This window comes from Pseudomonas sp. A34-9 (assembly GCF_029543085.1).
GTDB lineage: Bacteria > Pseudomonadota > Gammaproteobacteria > Pseudomonadales > Pseudomonadaceae > Aquipseudomonas.
Map to the genome: position 1 here is coordinate 3651260 of NZ_CP119967.1, position 18923 is coordinate 3670182.

Here is an 18923-nt window from a genome sequence, read left to right on the forward strand (position 1 = left end):
GACTTGCTGGTCCTGCGCACGGTGCGGGACCAGCAAGTCGGCGAGCGTGTGTTGCGAGCCCGCCGTTCCCCTTGCCGGGCTAGCATCTTCGTCAAAGGTTGCAGCTGTACTGATACTCGAAGGGAAAAAAGACGGTGTCGACCACCAAGGAAAACGGCGCGTCGATGAGTAAAAAAGGGATCAGCTTGCCTTTCGATGTGCCGACCAGCCACCAGTCAAAACGTAGCCCGATGTAGGGGCAGCGATGTTTGTCGTAATCCATCCGCATGGCGGTAGCCATACAGCCACCTAACGTGGCGATCAAACCCAGCAATATCAGTTTGCGAAACACGTAACGTCCTTGATGACTTCCTTGGTCCTCGCATTTGATTGAAGCGCGACTGCCGCCGCCAGCGAACACAGGCTACCCACACTGGGCGAGTTCCTGATATCGGCCGACCCGAGTCGATCCTTAACGGCAGATGTGCTGCAATAGACATCGAAAAAGCCACATGACGGGTTAACTGGCCTGAACCGTTAACCGTCACCCGAGGAACCCTGAATGCCGAAAAAACCGCCGGTCAGCAAAGAGGCCGCCACCGCAGCAGACATCGAGCGCTCTATTCAGGCCTTGAACAAAATGGCCGAACGTCTGTGGGGGGATGGGCGTGAAGCCGAGGCCAAGGCGCTGCTCGATGCGCTGGATGCCTTGAACCGCGCACTCGACAGAATCCGCATTGGCGAGAGCCGCCGGGTTGTCACCCTGCATTAGATTCCCTAACGGTCATCAGCCCTGCCAGCGTGGCAGGGCCCGACCTGTGCCTTACGGTTTGAGTATCAGTACCGGCTCACCCTTCTTGACGATGTAAGTTGCCAGTTCCGACCCTTTGTCCTGACCGACATTACGGGCGATATGCGCCACGCCCTCCGGAATGAACAGCGAATCCCCGGCCTTCAATGTGACCGGCGCCCTGCCCTCCATTTGATACTCGAACGTGCCGCTGATCACATAAGCGACCTCCACGCCCGGATGGGCATGCCGGGGCGAGGTCACGCCCGGTTCGAAATCAACCCGCGCCTGAATCACTTCGCGGTCGGCCGCGCCGAGATCCTGATGGACCAGATCGGTGCGGCTCAACCCTTGCTGCCAGCTCTTGGGTTGAGCGTCGGCCGCGTGTGCGAAGCCGATCATCGAAGCGAAGATGGCTGCGGTAGCCAGAAACAGTGGACGGTGCATGGCGTGCCTCTCAAAGGTCGTGTTGGGGTGACCTCTACTGTGGGCGCGGCATGTAGAAGGGATGTGTCGCAAAGCCCGGCTTTGTTGTTTACGTGTGTCCTCGCACGGGGTTGATACACGCTTATACAAATGCCGCGTCGCCGGGGCGTTGCGCCAGCAGCCACGTTCTGAACGCCGTGATCTTGCGGGTATCGGCGGTTTCATGGGGCGTCACCAAATAGAAACCCAAGTCATCCTTCAATCGCAGATCAAAGGGCGCAACCAGCCGGCCCGCACGCAGGTCATCGTCGACATACGTCGAACGCCCGATGCACACACCCTGCCCTTCCACCGCCGCTTGCACGGCCATCATTGCCAGGTCGAAGGTCAGACGCGGGCGCTCGGCCAGTTGCGCAGGCTCACCGGCGGCGCTCAGCCAGTTGTTCCAGTCGCCGGCGGTCATGCCACTGACTTGCAACAACGTGTGCTCGAGCAAATCGGCCGATGCGCTCAGGCTTTTCGACCCGCCGAGCAACGCCGGACTGCACACCGGAAAAATCTCATCAGACATCAGGAAATCGGCGCGCAAGCCTTTCCAGTCACCTCGACCATAGCGAATCGCCGCATCAATGCCGCCGTGACGAAAATCCACCAGGTCGGTGGAGGCGCTGATGCGGACATCGATGGCGGGAAACGCCTGCTGAAAGGACGGCAATCGCGGCAACAACCATTTGGAGGCGACCGACACCAAAGTGTTAATGGTCAACACACTATTGTGGTGTGACGCCAGTAACGTCTGCGTCGAATAGCGCAACGCCTGGAACGCCGCACGAATCCCGGGCAAGTACGTCTGGCCGTGTTCAGTCAGCGCCAGCCCATCCTTCAGCCGCAGAAACAGACTCACACCCAACTCCTCCTCCAAGCGGCGGATCTGATGGCTGATAGCAGTTTGCGTGACATTCAGTTCTTCGGCGGCCTTGGTGAAACTCATATGCCGAGCGGCACATTCAAACGCTTTCAAGCCATTGAGCGAAGGGAGTCTGGCGACCATGGCGAGTTCAGTACTCATGAGATTTTGTCATACGCTAGCACCGCAAATGACCTTTGCGAAGCCCTGCCCCTGCAAGGGATGCTGACACTTCCTCACCCACTGGAAGTGCCATGAAACTGTATTTCGCCCCCATGACCTGTTCGCTGGCGCCCCACATTGTGTTGCGCGAAGCGGGCCTGCCCTTCGAGCTGATTCGCGTCAACAACCAGAGCAAGCGCACGGCCGACGGGCAAGACTTTCGCGACATCAACCCCAAGGGCTACGTCGCTGCGCTGGTCCTGGATAACGGTGAAGTGCTGACAGAAGGTCCGGCGATCTTGCAGCTCCTCGCCAATCAGGTTCCCGATAGCGCGCTGGCGCCGACACTCGGCAGTTGGGCGCGGACGCGCTTGCAGGAATACCTGAATTTCATCAGCGCGGAAATTCACGGTGGCTGTGCACCGCTGTTTGACGCGCAGATTCCCCAAGCGACCAAAACGATTTTTACGCAAAAACTGTTCAAACGCCTGGACTACCTGAACCGCAGGCTGGTGGATCAGGACTATTTGCTGGGCACATTCGGCGTCGCCGATGCCTACCTGTTCACCGTGCTGACGTGGCTGCCAAACTTCAATATCGACCTGCAGGACTGGCCGGCGTTGGCCGCCCACTCGCGTCGCATCGCCGCCCGCCCCAGCGTCGTTGCAGCCATAGCGGCAGAAGCGGCGACGCAGCCGGTTTGATCAATCCCTAACAGACGGCCCGTGCGCAAACGGGCCATGTCGGCCCCGAATCTGTAAACTGCTGCGATCTTTACTCGCTCAAACAAGGGATCCGCATGGCTAACCAAGACATCACCTTCACCCCCGATCCGGACGCAGACTCGATTTCGTCGGACGTCACCACGTTCAACGGGATCATGATGTCCACGCAGATCCCGACCCGTGCCGATGGCAGTCTGGAACTGGGCGATATCACCCTGCAAAGCGAATGCACCCTGCAAGCGCTGAAGGTGGCGCTGGAACGTGCCGGCAGCTCGATGGACCGGGTGATGCACCTGACCATCTACCTCACCGACATGGCGGATCGCGCGGCATTCAATGAGGTTTACAAGCGCTACTTCGCCAAACCATGGCCAGTGCGTGCGGCGGTCGGCGTTGCCTCGTTGGCCGTTGAAGGCATGCGCGTGGAAGTAACTGCGATGGCTGCCAAGGCCTGACCTCACACCGCCAGACCCTGTGGGAGCGAGCTTGCTCGCTCCCACAGGTTTCACTGTCGTACGCAAGGTTTTGTGTCCGGCCCAAGTCCTGTAGGAGCTGTCGAGTGGAACGAGGCTGCGATCTTTTGATCGTTGAAAACACGATCAAAAGATCGCCGCGTGCCGCAACTCCTACAAAAGCGGGATCAGGCCTGCGATGGCCATCGGGCAGCGCAGGCGTGCCGGGCGCGCGTTTCGCGGCTACAATGCGCGCCTAACCGTGACAGCCTGACTAAAAAAACTATGTCCTTGCCCAAGCATCATCTGGAATTGCTCAGCCCTGCCCGCGATGTGGCCATCGCCCGTGAGGCGATCCTGCACGGCGCCGACGCCGTCTACATCGGCGGCCCGAGCTTCGGCGCGCGCCACAACGCCTGTAACGAAGTCGGCGAAATCGCCGAACTGGTCGAGTTCGCCCGCAAGTATCACGCGCGCATCTTCACCACCATCAACACCATCCTGCACGACAACGAACTGGAGCCGGCGCGCAAGCTGATCCATCAGTTATATGACGCCGGCGTCGACGCGCTGATCGTTCAGGATCTGGGCGTGATGGAGCTGGACATTCCGCCGATCGAGCTGCACGCCTCGACCCAGACCGACATCCGCACCCTTGAGCGGGCGAAGTTCCTCGATCAGGCCGGCTTCTCGCAACTGGTCCTGGCCCGCGAGCTGAACCTGCAGGAAATCCGCGCGATCGCCGACGAAACCGACGCCGCCATCGAATTCTTCATCCATGGCGCGTTGTGCGTAGCCTTCTCCGGCCAGTGCAATATTTCCCACGCGCAGACCGGTCGCAGTGCCAACCGTGGTGACTGCTCGCAGGCCTGCCGTTTGCCGTACACCCTCAAAGATGAAAAGGGTGGCGTGATCGCCTACGAAAAGCACCTGCTGTCGATGAAAGACAACAACCAGAGCGCCAACATCCGCGACCTGGTTGAAGCCGGTGTGCGTTCGTTCAAGATCGAAGGTCGCTACAAAGACATGGGCTATGTGAAGAACATCACTGCCTATTACCGTCAGCGCCTCGACGACGTACTGGAAGATCGCCCGGACCTGGCCCGTGCTTCCAGCGGCCGCACCGCGCACTTCTTCCTGCCCGACCCGGAAAAGACCTTCCACCGTGGCAGCACCGACTACTTCGTCACCGATCGCAAGATCGACATCGGCGCTTTCGACTCGCCGACCTTCACCGGTTTGCCGGTGGGTATCGTCGAAAAAGTCGCCAAGCGTGACATGCAGGTCGTGACTCACGAGCCACTGTCCAACGGTGACGGCCTCAACGTGCTGGTCAAACGCGAAGTGGTCGGTTTCCGCGCCAACATCGCTGAAGCCAAAGGCGAGTTCGAAGAAGACGGCGAGAAGCGCTATCGCTACCGCGTCGAGCCGAACGAAATGCCGGAAGGCCTGTACAAGCTGCGCCCGAACCATCCGTTGAATCGCAACCTCGATCACAACTGGCAACAGGCGCTGCAAAAGACTTCGTCCGAGCGTCGCGTGGCCCTGAGCTGGATCGCGCGTCTGCGCGAAGAGCAGCTGGAAGTGACCGCTACCAGTGAAGAAGGCATCAGCGCCAGCGTCACCCTCAACGGCCCGTTCGGCGTGGCCAACAAGCCTGAGCAAGCACTCGAGCAATTGCGCGATCTGCTCGGCCAGCTCGGCACCACGCAGTACCACGCCACCGACATCAAACTGGATGCGCCACAGGCGTTCTTCATCCCCAACTCGCAGCTTAAAGCCCTGCGTCGTGAAGTGATCGAAGCCCTGACTGCCGCCCGTGTCGCCGCTCATCCGCGTGGCAGCCGTAAAGCCGAAACCAGCCCGCCGCCGGTGTACCCGGATTCGCACCTGACGTTTTTGGCCAACGTCTACAACCAGAAGGCCCGCGACTTCTACCACCGTCACGGCGTGAAGCTGATTGACGCGGCGTATGAAGCGCACGAAGAGCCGGGCGAAGTGCCGGTGATGATCACCAAGCACTGCCTGCGCTTCTCTTTCAACCTGTGCCCGAAACAGGCGAAAGGCGTGACCGGCGTGCGCACCAAAGTCGCGCCGATGCAGTTGATCCACGGCGATGAAGTGCTGACGCTGAAGTTCGACTGCAAGCCGTGCGAGATGCACATCATCGGCAAGATGAAAGGCCACATCCTCAACCTGCCGCAACCGGGCAGCGTGGTCGGCCACATCAGCCCTGAAGACCTGATGAAAACCATCCCGCGCGCACCGCACTGAGTGGTTGGCGAGTACGGTGCTTTGGCGCCGTACTCGCCTGCCCCGCTTTGCCTGGCCAAATCGCAGGCATAAAAAAACGCCAACTTCTTGCGAAGTTGGCGTTTTTTCGAATATGGCAGGGGCGGCTGGATTCGAACCAACGCATGGCAGGATCAAAACCTGCTGCCTTACCGCTTGGCGACGCCCCTACTGCTCTTCCCAGCTACTTCGTTAGGTTCGCTGTGAGAACGGGGCGCAATTTACCAAGGTTTTTTTGCTTTGGGAAGCGAGAATTGAAATATTTTTTGTTTTAAAACAGCGACTTATTATTTTGGCCTGAATCAGGCCCCTGCCGAGTCGTTTCAGGTGCCGTGTATCACACTGTGTACGAACCCCACCGCGACACATCGACTTTCAACAAAGCCGTTCTTCGACACAGGCCAGATACGTCTGCGCGCTCCAATGCACGCAAGGTTTCAAGGATTCAGTCAGAACCCTTGGCCAAAGGCTCGCAAAGGAGACGTCACCATGAAGATGGCCCTGCACACCCGCAAAACCGCTACCGCACTCGGCCTGTCGATGCTGGCTGTATCGCTGTTCGGCGCCTTTGCCAGCGCTCAGGCGCAAACCACTGAAGTGGCCAGCGTCAGCTACTCCGCGCCCTCGCCCTTCGGTCCGCTGAAACACGTGAAGGCCGGCGTGCTCGACGTCGCCTATGCCGAAACCGGCCCGGCAGATGGCCCGGTGGTGATCCTGCTGCACGGCTGGCCCTACGACATTCACAGCTACGACGAAGTCGCGCCGTTGCTGGCGGCCAAGGGTTATCGGGTGTTGATGCCCTATGCGCGCGGTTATGGCGATACGCAATTCCTCTCCAAAGACACCCTGCGCAATGGTCAACCGGCGGCGCTGGCCAGCGACGTCATCGACTTCATGGACGCGCTGAAGATCAAGCAAGCGGTGCTCGGCGGTTATGACTGGGGCGCACGTTCGGCGGACATCGTTTCGGCGTTGTGGCCGGAACGGGTGAAAGCGCTGGTGTCGGTCAGCGGTTATTTGATCGGCAATCAGGCTGCCGGGCAAAATCCGCTGCCGCCGAAGGCGGAATTGCAGTGGTGGTATCAGTTTTACTTTGCGACTGACCGTGGCCGTGCCGGTTACCAGAAAAACACCCATGATTTCGCCAGGCTGATCTGGCAGACCGCTTCACCACAGTGGAAATTTGACGACGCCACGTTCGACCGCAGCGCCAAAGCGCTGGAGAACCCCGATCACGTCGACATCACCGTGTTCAACTACCGCTGGCGTCTGGGCCTGGTGCAGGGCGAAGCGAAATACGCCGCGCTGGAGCAGAAACTCGCTACCGCGCCGTCGATCAGCGTGCCGACCATCACCCTTGAAGGCGACGCCAACGGTGCGCCGCACCCGGCGCCCGAGGATTACGCCAAACGCTTTACCGGCAAGTATCAGTTCCGTTTGATCAACGGCGGGATTGGCCACAACCTGCCGCAGGAGGATCCGCAGGCGTTTGCCAAAGCGGTGATTGATGCGGATCACCTGTAGAAACAAAAAAGCAGTCAGCCGCAAAGGCTGACTGCTTGATTGTTTGAGGGTGGGATTGAGGCTTGAGGGATGGTCACGTTGTGCAGATTGTTTGCCTGAACTGGCGTCATCGCGAGCAGGCGAAGGCCTACAGGTGAACGCATTTCAAATGTAGGCCTTCGCCTGCTCGCGATCACGCCCGACCAGACACCCTCAACCCCGACTAACGTGCGCGATCACTCGGTTGGCACAACCAGATCCAACGCCTTGTTCACCGCCAACTCCCCCAACATGACCACTTGCGCAATGCCCAGCAGGGTATGGCGATTGGGCCCTTCCAGCATTCCGGCAAAATTACCGAGCATGACCGAGGCGGACGCCAGGGAGCCGCAAGCGTTGGTCAGCAACGACTCGGTGTCTGCTTGCGGGTTGGCCATGAACAGCGCATTGGGCGTATAGGGTGTGGCCATGATTGCGGCAGGCAACAGGTAATGATCAAGCGCACGTTCTGCCGCTTCGTGGAGCTTTCTTGAGTTGGGCGATGCGTACGGCGATACCAGGTCTGTGACCGGTGGTTCGGGTGGTTGGGACATCAACTGAAACTCCAGGCAAGAACCGTTTGCGGCTCTTTGATAGAAGGCGTGAAACGCCGCGATCACGACGCTCCCGTGCAATGAGGGGCAAGCCCCCTCACCCATCTACACCGCGACTAGTGCGGCAAGCGCTGGTTATCCAGAACTCGGCCGACCACCAGCTCGCTGAGCATGATCACCTGTTGCAGGATCAGCATCTTTCGGCGCTGGGAACTGTCGATTGAATCGGCAAGTTCACGCGCCATGTCACTGGCGGAAGACAAGGTTTCAGTCGCCTCGACGAGCAGTGTTTCGTTATCCACCGTGGGGTCGATGAGGTAGATCTTGCCGGTCTTGCGGGTGGGGATTGAGGTTTTCAGCGCGGAGGGGTTGAGGTAGAAGTTGATCGCGCGGTCGGTGGCCTCTTTGATGTTTTGAGGTTCGAGTGCGGCGTCGTAAGGGATTGGGTCGGTTTCTGGCGGGTTTGGCGTAATTTTGAACATAGATGACACTCGCTTAGCAAAGAATAAGGAGCCATCACTCACGCTACCAAACGAGGGTGGTGACCATTGCGCAGGTTGGTAGACCGGTCTAAGCGAGTAAACCCCGGCGCTCCCGAAGGAGCCCCACGCATGGCCACCATATAAAACCGAGCCCAGAAAAGAGACTGCATATAGCGGCGCATAACGCTTAGAAGACGGGCTACCAAACCCGATCACTGTTTTGCAGTGACAGGGAAACGATACAGCCCGCCTCAAGGCGCGTAAGCCGGCGGATTCTGGCGTACGCGTAGGCAACGGCGCAAGGTGTTGTAGCCGTTATGGCGTAACAGTGCGTGTAAGTTAAACGTGTGCGCGAAATGGTGTTTAAACAGCCTGCACGCCCTGGTGCTGGGGTGCCTTGGCAAAGAGTTGGGTCAGATCGCGTTATTGCCATCAGTTCATTTTAAGTGTGGGCCTGATAAAGCGTAGCGGCTTGCCTCTGCCATCAAGTCATCACACATAGGATTCGCCTTGAGGACGTGTGCAGCCGGGTCGATTATCGACAAACCCAGCGACGTCTCTTCTGTGGCGCAAGTCCAGACTTCTCCCATCGGCCCGACAATCTGGCTTTCACCTCGGAATGTCGCCTCTGCGCCCGCGTACATTTCCATACCCGTACGATTGGCACAGATCAGCGGAGTGGCGTTTTCCATTGCGCGAATGCGCGCAAGCTGGGTTGTCCAAGGCCCACCATAGTTGGCTGGACAACACAGTAACTGCGCACCTTGGCGCACTAACAGGCGAGCGGCTTCTGGCATCCAAAGGTCGAAACAGGTAAGAACGCCGAAACGGCAGATTCCGTCATCGAAACACGCTAATGAATCGCCCGGGGTGAAGATCAGCTTTTCTATACGAGACAGGTGGCACTTGCGCTGTTTTCCCAGCCAGCGCCCGCGCGATACGACAATCGCCGTATTATAGATTTGATCGCCGTCACGCTCGGCGATGCCCGCAATCAGCGTTGCATTCTTTTCTGCCGACAGCTGCAGTAAAAACTGCGCCGTTGGCCCATCGAGCGCCGATTCAGCATGAAGAAACAATGCCTCACGCGAGCCGTGAAAGTAGCCGATGGTGCAAAGCTCGGGCATTACCAAGAGATCAAATTGTGCCGAGCCAACGGCATCGCGAATTTTATTGAAATTTGCTGCTGGGTCGCCAAATGAAACCGGGTACTGCAAAAAAGCGGTCAGCATGAATTCTTCCAACCATTATGGGGAGGCGTCTGGGCCCGGAATTATCTTGCATTGGGCGGCGTCAGGTCTGGACTATATCTTTACCGGATGTCAGGCAAGCCACCCGCGCCGCATCGGACCAGTCAACCGTAAACAACGTCGGTCTGGAAATCCGAAGTGAACTTGGGCTGGTAACGGCTTGGGTTATTTGACCAGGCGTTTCTCTTTTGACGGGCGATAACCAAAATACGAGCTATAGCATTTGCTGAAATGACTCGGCGAGACGAAGCCACACGCCACCAGCACTTCCACCTGCGACAACTCGGTGTGTTGCAACAGTCGCCGCGCCTCGGTAATGCGCAGTTCCAGGTAATAACGCTGCGGGGTGGTACCTAGTTGTTCCTTGAACAAGCGTTCGAGCTGACGGCGGGATCGACCGGCGTAAACCGCCAGTTGTTCCAGCTCCAGCGGCTCTTCGAGGTTGGCGTCCATCAACTTCACCACTTCACGCAGCGGCGCACTGACGCAGATGTTTTCATCCGGTTTGATCCGCCGATACCGCGACTCTTCAAACGCCAGAATATCTTCGATACCCTCGACCAGCGCCTTGCCGTGCAAGCCTTTGATCCAGTCCAGCGCCATGTGGAACGCCCCGGACGGGCTCGACGCGGTGAGCCGGTCGCGATCAATGACGTAGGGTTCGCTGCTGACTTGCGTGGCCTTGGCAATCTCGGTGAGCGCCGGACGATGTTCCGGGTGGATCGCGCAGCGGTAGCCGTCGAGCAAACCAGCGCGGCCTAGAAACCACGCGCCATTCCATAACCCGGCGAGACTGACGCCCCGCTCCGCCGCCGTGCGCAACAGACTGGTCAACTCATCCGTGGCCTTCAGTTCGGTGCGATAACCTCCACACACCACCAGCAGATCCAGCTCCTGAAGCGCCGCCGGATCAATCCGTGCATCCGGGCGAATGACCAAACCCAGATCACTCACCACCTCACCCTCACCTAATCCGAATGTACGCGAAGCAAACAGCTCTGCACGCAACAGATTGGCGGTGATGATCGTGTCCAGCGCCTGGGTGAAGGCCGGCAGTGAAAAGTGTTCGAGCAGCAGAAAACCGGTGCGGGTCACGCGGGTGTCAGCGGATTGCTCATTCAGATAGCGGAGGTTTTTCCCCTTCATGCCTCCGCTGAATTGGCGTCGTTCGATCAAGTTCGGGTCCATCGGTCATGTTGTTATGCGCCGATAGTTGGCTTGATCCGCGTCAGAGTCAATCACGCCTGTGGTTGATGACTGGTGACGCAGTGAATTCCGCCACCCCCGGCGGCGATGGCATCGATGTTCAGCTGGACGATTTCGCGCTGCGGATACAACTGCGAGAGCAGATCGAAGGCCTTTTTGTCTGCCGCTTTATCGCCGAACTCCGGGGCGATAATCGCGCCATTGATCACGAAGTAATTGATGTAGCCGGCGGCGAAGTCGGGATTGTTCTGGTTGAACTTGCTTTTGCGCGGCTTCAGCGGCGGCGACATCGTGTGGATCTGCAGTTTGCGACCGTCAGCGTCCGTGGCGTTTTTGAGGATTTCCAGGTGCGCCAGCGTGACCTTGTGATCGTAGGATTCGGGGTCGGTGTCGAGGTTGGCAAGTACCACGCCGGGTTTGATGAAGCGTGCATAGAAATCGACGTGGGCATCGGTGATGTCTTTGTTCTTGATCCCCGGCAGCCAGATGATTTTGCGCAGGCCCAGACGTTCCTTCAATTCAGCCTCGACGTCAGCCTTGCTCCAGTCAGGGTTGCGGTTGCTGTTGATCCAGCTGCTCTCGGTCATGATCCCGGTGCCATGGCCATCGACTTCGATGCCGCCGCCCTCGCCCACCAGTTCGCTGCGCTGATAGGTCGCTTGCGCATCGTCGGCCACAAGTCGGGCGATTTTCGCGTCTTTGCTGTGCTGCAGTTTGTTGCCCCAGCCGCTGAAGTTGAAGTCCACGGCACCGAGCCCGCCCTTGTCGTCGATGACGAAATTGGCGCTGATGTCGCGCATCCAGATGTCATCGAGTGCAGCGGTGACATAAGTGATGTTGCGTGTGCCGCAGAACTCTTCGGCGATGCTGCGCTCGTTTTTACGGCAGAACACGGTGACCGGTTCAAACCGGGCGATGGCGCGGGCGACGCGGCCGAGGGCTTCTCGCACGTCTTCGGTGAAGTCTTCCCAGATCGCATCTTGCGCGCCGAAAGCGATGTAGGCGCGCTCATGTTTGTCGCCCTCGTCGGGCATGAACCAGCGGCCCTGCGCATCCGCGAGTACGGTGCGCGGCGACAGGCCGAGGCCCATGACCGCAGCACTGACACCGGCAACCACCGAGGCCTGTTTGATGAAATCGCGACGAGTCGTCATGTGTACGTTTCCTGAATATCGGTAAAGGCCGGCGATTGCTCGCCGGCCATGGATCATTGGCCGGTGGCAGTCTTGAATTTGGTCCAGGTGCGCATGCGTGCGCGCATATCGGCCTGGGAAATGTCCTTGCCGGTAATCAACCGAGAGTAGGTCGCTTCGTCGAGATAGATGTCCGGGTTGTCGCGCATCACCGCATCGACACCGGCCCGCGCCTTGGCGCTGGACGTCGGGTAACCGGTGGCGTTGCTGATTGCCGCCATGTTCTCCGGGCGCATGACGAAGTTGATGAACGCGTAGGCGTATTCCGGGTGCCGGGCGTCCACGGGAATGGCCATGGTATCCATCCAGATCGTCGTGCCTTCGCGAGGTACTCGGTACTGGAATCTGGTGTGTTTGCCGGCGCTGTCCGAGGTGCGTTGCGCCTGGGTCATGTCACCGCTGTAGCCGAGGGACAGGCACAGATTGCCGTTGACCAGATCGGTCACTGGTTGCGACTGGAACTTGCGGATGTACGGTCGCAGTTTCATCAGTAAATCACTGGCTGCGGCCAGATCCGCCGGTTTCGCGCTGCGCGGATCGCGGCCAAGGTAATTGAGTACGACGGCGAGTACTTCGTCCGGCGAGTCGATCACCGAGATACCGCAGCTGGCGAACTTCGCGGCCAGCTCCGGCTTGAACAGCATGTAAAGAATGTTGACCGGCGCATCGGCCATGCGCTGTTTGATCTGCTCTTCGTTGTAGGTCAGGCCGATGGTGCCCCAGGTGTAGGGGACCGTGGCTTTTTGCGAGTGCTCGTAGTGGCTGCGCAGTTTCCGTAAACCGGGCTCGATGTCATCCATTGCCGTGAGCTTCGATTGATCCAGCGCCATCAGGCTGCCGGCGCGTACCAAGCGTTCGGCCACGGTGTCGCCGGGAAAGATCAGGTCGTAACCGCTGCCGCCGGACAGCATCTTCGCCTCTAGCGTTTCGCTGCCATCGAGAACGTCGTAGATCACCTTGATCCCGGTTTCGGCGGTGAAACGGCTCAGGGAGTCTTCGGCGAAATAATCGGCCCAGTTGTACAGCCGCAGGGTTTTATCTTCGGCGTGCAGCGACGGCATGAAGCAGGTCAATGCCAGGCCAATCGCACCGAGCAAGCGTTTGTGGTGGGTAACCATAATCAAACCCCTTGAGTGTTCCAGCGTGCATGGAGGTGGCGGCCGTCCTGACTCAGCAGCGGCCCGTACATGTCCGGGCGACGATCGCGGTAGATGCCCCAGTTCAAACGCTCTTCGCGCATCGCGGTCAGATCAACGCTGTGCACCCGCACACCGGTGCTGTCGCGGTCGGCTTCGGCGAGCAACTGGCCTTTGTGGTCGCTGATGAACGACGAGCCGTAGAAGCTCATTTGCAGGTTCGGATCGGTGGTCGCGACTTCGCGCCCGACCCGGTTCGCCGCCACCACCGGCAGCAGATTGGCAGCGGCATGGCCGCGCATGGTCATCTGCCAATGGTCGCGAGAATCCAGCGCCGCACAGCCAGGTTCCGAGCCGATGGCGGTCGGATACAGCAGCACTTCGGCGCCCATCAACGCCAGGCAACGGGCGGTTTCCGGGAACCACTGATCCCAACAGATGCCGACGCCGAAGCGCCCGAACGCGGTGTCCCAGACTTTGAAACCGGTGTCGCCGGGGCTGAAATACTCCTTCTCCTGATAACCGATGGCGTTGGGGATGTGAGTCTTGCGATACACACCCAACAGACGCCCGTCAGCATCGGCCACGCTCAGGGAATTGAAGTAGGCATTGCCGGCCTTCTCGAACCAGCTCAACGGCAACACCACGCCCAGCTCACGGGCCAGCGCGGCGAAGCGAGCCAGCACGCGGCTGTCGCGACACTCCTCGGCCAAGGCCATGTGTTTATGGCTTTGTTCGATGCAGAAGTACGGCGTGGCGAACAGTTCCTGCAGCAGGATCACCTGTGCGCCCTGCTTCGCCGCGTCGCGAACAAGTTGCTCGGCACGATCAAGGTTGCTCGATAAATCCCAGGTGCACGGCATCTGGGTGGTGGCGAGGGTCAGTAAGGACATTGCTCACCCCTCCACAGGCCAGGCTGGCTGCTGTTGGGTAATGCAATGCACACCGCCGCCGCCATGGGCCAGATGATTGATCCGCACCGGCACCACTTCGCGACCGGGGAAGGCTTGCTCCAATACTTTCGCCGCGACGTTGTCAGCCTCGATGCCGTACGCCGGCATGATGATCGCGCCGTTGGCGATGTAGAAATTGGTGTAGGACGCGCAGAACACTTCGGCGTCGGTATCCACCGCCTCGGAGGCTTCGAACAATTCAATCAGCTCGAATTTACGGCCGTGAGCATCGGTCGCCAGTTCCAGCGCACGACGGTTTTCCCGAGCCACTTCGGCGTACACCGAGCTTTGATCATGGGTCGCATCCACCAGCAGCACACCCGGACGGGCGAAGGCGCAGACACCGTCGACATGGCCGTCAGTCACGTCGCCGGTGACATAGTCCGGATCGCCCGGCAACCAGATGGTTTTCTTCACGCCGAGCAGGCGGCTGAAGATTTCTTCCATCTCGGCTTTGCCAATGCCGGGGTTGCGATTGGGGTTGAGCAGCACCGATTCAGTGGTGATCAGCGTGCCCTCGCCATCAACATGAATCGCCCCGCCTTCGTTGCTAAGCGGCGTGCCGAAGCACTCCAGGCCCAAGTGATTGAGCGCACGCCGTGCCACGCTTTCGTCCAGATCATGCGCCGACTTGCCGCCCCATGCGTTGAAGCGCCAGCTGACACCGGCAAGCCCTTGTTGCGGGTGGCAGACAAAGCTTGGACCGGAGTCACGGAACCAGCTGTCATTGACCGCCAACGGGATCAGCTCGACGTTCGGCCCACATAGGGCTTTGGCGCTGGCGATGGCCGACGGATCAACGACCATTTTCACCGGTTCGAAGCGGGCGATGGCATTCGCCACGCCGGCAAAATCCTTCTGTACCAGCGGCAAGGTCACACCCCAAGCGGATTGCCACAGTGCCTCGTTATGTGGCCAGACCATCCACGTCGCCGCGTGTGTCACCCATTCGGCCGGCATCATCCAACCGCTGTTTTTAATCTCGTTGTGCTGCATGATAAGCCTCGTCAGTTAAGCTGTTGTGTTCAATGGCGCCTATGCTACGGGCCATAAAAACAGCTAACAAACGATGGATTTAGCGCACAACTGATTAGAGGAACTTATCGATCATGCTCAAGCACTGGCCGCCACTCAGCTCGCTGCGCGGCTTTGAAGCCGCTGCCCGGCTGGGCAGTTTTCACAAGGCCGCCGAAGAATTGAACCTCACCCAGTCGGCGATCAGTCAGCAGATCCGCAGCCTTGAGGCTTACCTGGAACAGCCGCTGTTTTTCCGCAGCGGTCGCAGCGTGGCGTTGACCGATGCCGGCCACGATTTGCTCAGCACCACGCAAGCGATGTTGCAGCAATTGGCGGTGGGTATTCGGCGGCTGGGGCAGTATCAAAAACCCAATCAACTGGTACTCAACACGACGCCGGCGTTTGCCCGGCATTGGTTGTTGCCAAGGTTGGCGGACTTTCGCGATCAGCATCCCGACGTGGATCTGTGGATCTACAGTACCGACGAGGTGCCGGACATGGCCACGCAGACCATCGACCTGGCGGTTCGCGACGATATCAGCGCGCAGGCTGAGTGCAGTTTCAAAGTGCTGCACACCGATCGACTTTACCCGGCTTGCCATCCGCGCCTGCTGAATACGCCGACAGCGCAACGCAGCACCTTGCATGGCGAGCGAGAAATGGACTGGAGTCATTGGGCGGTCGAGGCCGGTATCGATGTCGGCCAGCAGGCTCAGGGGTTGAATTTTTCCGACCCGGGGCTGCTGCTGGACGCGGCTTGCGCGGGACTTGGGATTGCGCTGGTGAGTCAGTTGCTAAGCCGTCAGGCGCGCGCTGACGGCTTGTTGCAACCGCTGGTCGAGGCGACTATCCGCGGGCCAAACTGGACACTGTTGACCCACCGTGACAGTGAAAATGACCCCATGGCGAGGTCTTTTATCGAGTGGTTATCCGCCCATCTGAGCCTTGACTCAAACAGCCGAGAAAACCCCGGCCCCTAGTCGTCCTTCGAGCCGGCCACACAGCACGTAGTGCTGATAGGCGCTGGAGAAGCCTCCCTGGGCGACCGCGATCCTGACATCGTCATTCAATCGAAGGTATTGGGCTTCATCAAAGTTTTCTGCGCTGACTTCGCCGGCACGCCCCAGTTGCTCGCTCTCCACCGGCAGACCCTGGCTGGCACGCTGCTCGAAATCGAGGATGCGATTCACCGCGTGCCGCTCCAGCACCCCCTGATTGGGATGCATCGAGTAGATATGCAGGCCTTTATTGGCGCAGCGGTCGCACATGTCGACACAGTTTTTCTGCGTCGATTTGCGCCGCGTCAGTTCTGCAAGCGGCATGTCGAGGTACTTGCCGACCTGATACTCGGTCTGATTGAAGATCGTGCAGCACAGCACCGTATTGCCATTGCAGTCGATGACCAGCCAGTCATCCTTGAGCGTGCACGCCATCTTGGGAAAGTTCTGGATGACGTTGACGAGATCGTCGTACGGCGGCAGTGCGAGGCGTTTCAGGGTGTCGATGTCCGTAGCCGTGACAGACGGGTCACGTTCGACAATGGCCAGTGTCTTCTCCAGCGGCATCATCACGGAATAGCCGGTGGTGAACATGAAGCCAAGACGCTCACTGAACTCGCGCATCAGTGATTCTTCTTCGATGTTATCCAGGTAGCGGTGATAGTAAACATCAACGCGGGTCCTCAGACCCAGACGCTGTTTGATCTCCTGCAGGGCGATCATGTTTTGTTTTACAACTTCGATATCGCCGCCGACATGGCCCTTTTCGTAGGTCTCCTGGTAAAAACCCGAGAGCGAAATACGGAAGTAACTTGGCTCGGCCATCAAGGCCTTTTCCATATTCTTGGCGAGATTCAGGTTGGTGCTGATGCCGCTGCCCATGCCGGCAGCATTGATGACCTCGATAAACTCGCCAATTTTTGGATGAACCAAAGGCTCGGTCCAGTTGTACAGATAAATCGACTGGACCCCTTCTGTGCGGGCCTTCTCGACAATCTGTTTGAACATGTCGATCTGCATGGCTTTTTTGAAGTTGAGGTTTTCCGAGTTACCCATTGGGCAGGACGGGCAGCTCAGATTGCAGGCGCCGACAATATCGATGTACATATTCATTAGGGGTGAAGCTCCGTGGTTCGAAAGCCATGCATCTCATCACTGCACGTCTTCAGGTCGCCGATTGAGTTGGTTTTTTGACGGCATCTGTGCACATGGAAGCAATAACCGCACCACTTTTGTACTGGGCCATCAACGCCACGATCCAATCGATAAACACTCGCAACTTCAGGCTGACATGCCGGTTCGGTGGATACGCCACATAGAGCGGCATTGGCTCCAGTTGCCAGTCTTTGAACAGTGGCACCAGCTCACCGCAGGCCACATGCGCATCGGACATGTACGTGGGCAGCCACAACACACCCATGCCCGCCAGCCCTGCCGCCAGGTAGGCGTTGCCGTCATCGACCGCGAGGATATGCCGACCTTTGATCTGCAGGTTTTCCTGGGCATTGTGCAACGCATATGGCACCGGTTTGCCGGTGCGCGCCCAGAGGAAACCGACGACGCGATGATGGCTGTCTTCCAGGTCCCGCGGATGCGCAGGCGTACCGGCGCGAGCAAGATATTGCGGCGCAGCAAACACCCCCAACTGAAGATCGGCGACCTTGCGCGCCATCAACGACAGGTCCATGAGTTCGCCCCCACGCACCACGCAGTCGACGTTCTCATCAATAATGTCGACGATGCGGTCGCTGACGCCCATGTCGATCTGAATGTCCGGATAACGCGCGTGAAACTCAGGCAGGGCCGGCACCAGAATCAGCCGTGCCAGCGGACTTGGGACGTCCACGCGCAGCCGGCCCTTGGGCAACGCCGCCGCGCCAGGCAGGCTGCTTTCGGCGTCGTCCATATCCGCCAATAACTTGATCACTCGCTCGTAATAAACGGCGCCATCGGCGGTGACGTTGACCTTGCGCGTGGTGCGATTGAGCAACTTGACCCGCAGGCGCGCCTCCAGTTGCTGAACCAGTTGGGTTACGGTGGTCTTGCTCATGTGCAAGGTTTCCGCCGCTTTGGTGAAGCTCCCCGCCTCGACCACCCGGGCAAAGGCTTGCATTGCGTCAAAACGGTCCAAGGTGCGCCCCCGATTGTTTGGATTTAACAAACAGTGAACGCCAAGCTTGCGCGTTTATCGCTCGGGTGCAAATACCTAAAGTGGCTCCATCAACTCACCGATGGAGACACCCCGATGACTCAGCGCGATGTAGTTTTCCCACCCGCACGCCGCACGCTCTATGACCGCCATCGCTACTCGCCGGCGATTCGTTCCAATGGTTTTCTGTTTGTCTCGGGACAGGTCGGCAGCACCGAGGACGGCACGCCCGAGCCGGACCTGAAAAACCAGGTGCGTCAGGCTTTCACTAACCTCAATGCAATCCTTGAAGAGGCCGGTGCCAGCTTCGATGACGTGGTCGATGTCACCGTGTTCATCGTCGACCCCCCGGCCAAATTCGAGACGATCTGGGATGTCGTGCTGACTGAGTTCTGGGGCGAGGCGCCGCATCCGACGGTAACGGCTGTTGGCGTGACCTGGCTGTATGGGTTTGATTTTGAGATCAAGGTGATTGCCAAGCTGCCTGGATCCTGACAGGCATCAAACCTGCAGGCGCTACGGCACGCTGCGATCTTTGGATGTTGACCTTTAAAATCACCATCAAAAGATCGCAGCGTGCCGTAGCTCCGACAGGGACAGGGCGTAAAACATCGTAAAGCTCCAATGCTGGCCTTTGCCGCCTCGAATGCGTATAACCTCGCCGTTTCGTCTACCCTGACGTTGCACCCCGCGTTGATCTTGCAGCGGCG

Annotated in this window: 20 protein-coding genes and 1 tRNA gene; 7 read left to right on the forward strand and 14 right to left on the reverse strand. The window is 58.9% G+C overall.

Annotation, left to right across the window (positions count from 1 at the left end):
- Positions 1–91 precede the first annotated feature (91 nt).
- On the reverse strand, positions 92–331 hold the full coding sequence (locus P3G59_RS16175; protein ID WP_277758047.1) for a YceK/YidQ family lipoprotein: 240 nt from the start codon (positions 329–331) through the stop codon (positions 92–94).
- Positions 332–541: 210 nt separating this feature from the next.
- Between P3G59_RS16175 and P3G59_RS16180 the strand changes: the two genes are divergently transcribed.
- Entirely contained in the window at positions 542–751 is a 210-nt protein-coding gene (locus P3G59_RS16180) for a hypothetical protein (protein ID WP_277758048.1), read from the forward strand.
- Between the two features lie 51 nt (positions 752–802).
- On the opposite strand, the gene P3G59_RS16185 is transcribed toward P3G59_RS16180, so the two are convergent.
- Together P3G59_RS16185 and P3G59_RS16190 are read right to left on the reverse strand one after the other, a co-directional pair.
- On the reverse strand, positions 803–1216 hold the full coding sequence (locus P3G59_RS16185; protein WP_277758049.1) for a cupin domain-containing protein: 414 nt from the start codon (positions 1214–1216) through the stop codon (positions 803–805).
- A gap of 121 nt (positions 1217–1337) precedes the next feature.
- On the reverse strand, positions 1338–2246 hold the full coding sequence (locus tag P3G59_RS16190) for a transcriptional regulator GcvA (protein WP_277762170.1): 909 nt from the start codon (positions 2244–2246) through the stop codon (positions 1338–1340).
- A gap of 110 nt (positions 2247–2356) precedes the next feature.
- On the opposite strand from P3G59_RS16190, the gene gstA reads away from it, so the two are divergent.
- From gstA to P3G59_RS16205, 3 genes are all read left to right on the forward strand, one after another.
- Positions 2357–2968 carry a glutathione transferase GstA gene (gene gstA, locus P3G59_RS16195; protein WP_277758050.1) on the forward strand — a complete coding sequence of 204 codons (612 nt, stop codon included), beginning with the start codon at positions 2357–2359 and terminating at the stop codon, positions 2966–2968.
- Positions 2969–3063: 95 nt separating this feature from the next.
- A complete protein-coding gene (locus P3G59_RS16200; protein WP_007919637.1) occupies positions 3064–3444 on the forward strand; it encodes a RidA family protein in 381 nt (126 codons plus the stop codon).
- Positions 3445–3726: 282 nt separating this feature from the next.
- Positions 3727–5715 carry a U32 family peptidase gene (locus P3G59_RS16205; protein WP_277758051.1) on the forward strand — a complete coding sequence of 663 codons (1989 nt, stop codon included), beginning with the start codon at positions 3727–3729 and terminating at the stop codon, positions 5713–5715.
- Between the two features lie 113 nt (positions 5716–5828).
- Here P3G59_RS16205 and P3G59_RS16210 read toward each other — a convergent pair.
- A tRNA-Gln gene (locus tag P3G59_RS16210) sits at positions 5829–5903 on the reverse strand.
- Positions 5904–6222: 319 nt separating this feature from the next.
- On the opposite strand from P3G59_RS16210, the gene P3G59_RS16215 reads away from it, so the two are divergent.
- Positions 6223–7257 carry an alpha/beta hydrolase gene (locus P3G59_RS16215; RefSeq protein ID WP_277758052.1) on the forward strand — a complete coding sequence of 345 codons (1035 nt, stop codon included), beginning with the start codon at positions 6223–6225 and terminating at the stop codon, positions 7255–7257.
- Between the two features lie 215 nt (positions 7258–7472).
- Here P3G59_RS16215 and P3G59_RS16220 read toward each other — a convergent pair whose 3' ends face one another.
- The 8 genes from P3G59_RS16220 to P3G59_RS16255 all read right to left on the reverse strand — a co-directional run bounded on the left by P3G59_RS16220 (position 7473) and on the right by P3G59_RS16255 (position 15045).
- The gene (locus P3G59_RS16220) at positions 7473–7829 is read right to left on the reverse strand and encodes a DUF6124 family protein (RefSeq protein WP_277758053.1); all 357 of its coding nucleotides are present in this window, start codon (positions 7827–7829) and stop codon (positions 7473–7475) included.
- Between the two features lie 116 nt (positions 7830–7945).
- Entirely contained in the window at positions 7946–8311 is a 366-nt protein-coding gene (locus tag P3G59_RS16225; protein WP_277758054.1) for a DUF6124 family protein, read from the reverse strand.
- A gap of 437 nt (positions 8312–8748) precedes the next feature.
- Positions 8749–9543: a nitrilase-related carbon-nitrogen hydrolase gene (locus P3G59_RS16230; protein WP_277758055.1), complete on the reverse strand. Its 795-nt coding sequence runs from the start codon at positions 9541–9543 to the stop codon at positions 8749–8751.
- A gap of 183 nt (positions 9544–9726) precedes the next feature.
- Positions 9727–10749, reverse strand: coding sequence for a GlxA family transcriptional regulator (locus P3G59_RS16235; protein ID WP_277758056.1), 1023 nt, complete (start codon positions 10747–10749; stop codon positions 9727–9729).
- Positions 10750–10799: 50 nt separating this feature from the next.
- Complete coding sequence (locus P3G59_RS16240) at positions 10800–11921, reverse strand: agmatine deiminase family protein (protein WP_277758057.1); 1122 nt, start codon at positions 11919–11921, stop codon at positions 10800–10802.
- A 53-nt stretch (positions 11922–11974) separates the two neighbouring features.
- A complete protein-coding gene (locus P3G59_RS16245; RefSeq protein ID WP_277758058.1) occupies positions 11975–13078 on the reverse strand; it encodes an extracellular solute-binding protein in 1104 nt (367 codons plus the stop codon).
- Positions 13079–13080: 2 nt separating this feature from the next.
- Positions 13081–13989 carry an N-carbamoylputrescine amidase gene (gene aguB, locus P3G59_RS16250; RefSeq protein WP_277758059.1) on the reverse strand — a complete coding sequence of 303 codons (909 nt, stop codon included), beginning with the start codon at positions 13987–13989 and terminating at the stop codon, positions 13081–13083.
- A gap of 3 nt (positions 13990–13992) precedes the next feature.
- Positions 13993–15045 carry an agmatine deiminase family protein gene (locus tag P3G59_RS16255; RefSeq protein ID WP_277758060.1) on the reverse strand — a complete coding sequence of 351 codons (1053 nt, stop codon included), beginning with the start codon at positions 15043–15045 and terminating at the stop codon, positions 13993–13995.
- 113 nt (positions 15046–15158) lie between these two features.
- On the opposite strand from P3G59_RS16255, the gene P3G59_RS16260 reads away from it, so the two are divergent.
- Entirely contained in the window at positions 15159–16046 is an 888-nt protein-coding gene (locus tag P3G59_RS16260) for a LysR substrate-binding domain-containing protein (RefSeq protein WP_277758061.1), read from the forward strand.
- Here P3G59_RS16260 and P3G59_RS16265 read toward each other — a convergent pair.
- A complete protein-coding gene (locus P3G59_RS16265; RefSeq protein WP_277758062.1) occupies positions 16017–17072 on the reverse strand; it encodes a radical SAM protein in 1056 nt (351 codons plus the stop codon). The genes P3G59_RS16260 and P3G59_RS16265 overlap by 30 nt on opposite strands.
- A 157-nt stretch (positions 17073–17229) precedes the next feature.
- Positions 17230–18195, reverse strand: coding sequence for a LysR family transcriptional regulator (locus tag P3G59_RS16270; RefSeq protein ID WP_277758063.1), 966 nt, complete (start codon positions 18193–18195; stop codon positions 17230–17232).
- Between the two features lie 114 nt (positions 18196–18309).
- Here P3G59_RS16270 and P3G59_RS16275 point away from each other — a divergent pair, with 114 nt between their 5' ends.
- Entirely contained in the window at positions 18310–18708 is a 399-nt protein-coding gene (locus tag P3G59_RS16275) for a RidA family protein (protein ID WP_277758064.1), read from the forward strand.
- Positions 18709–18923: the final 215 nt, after the last annotated feature.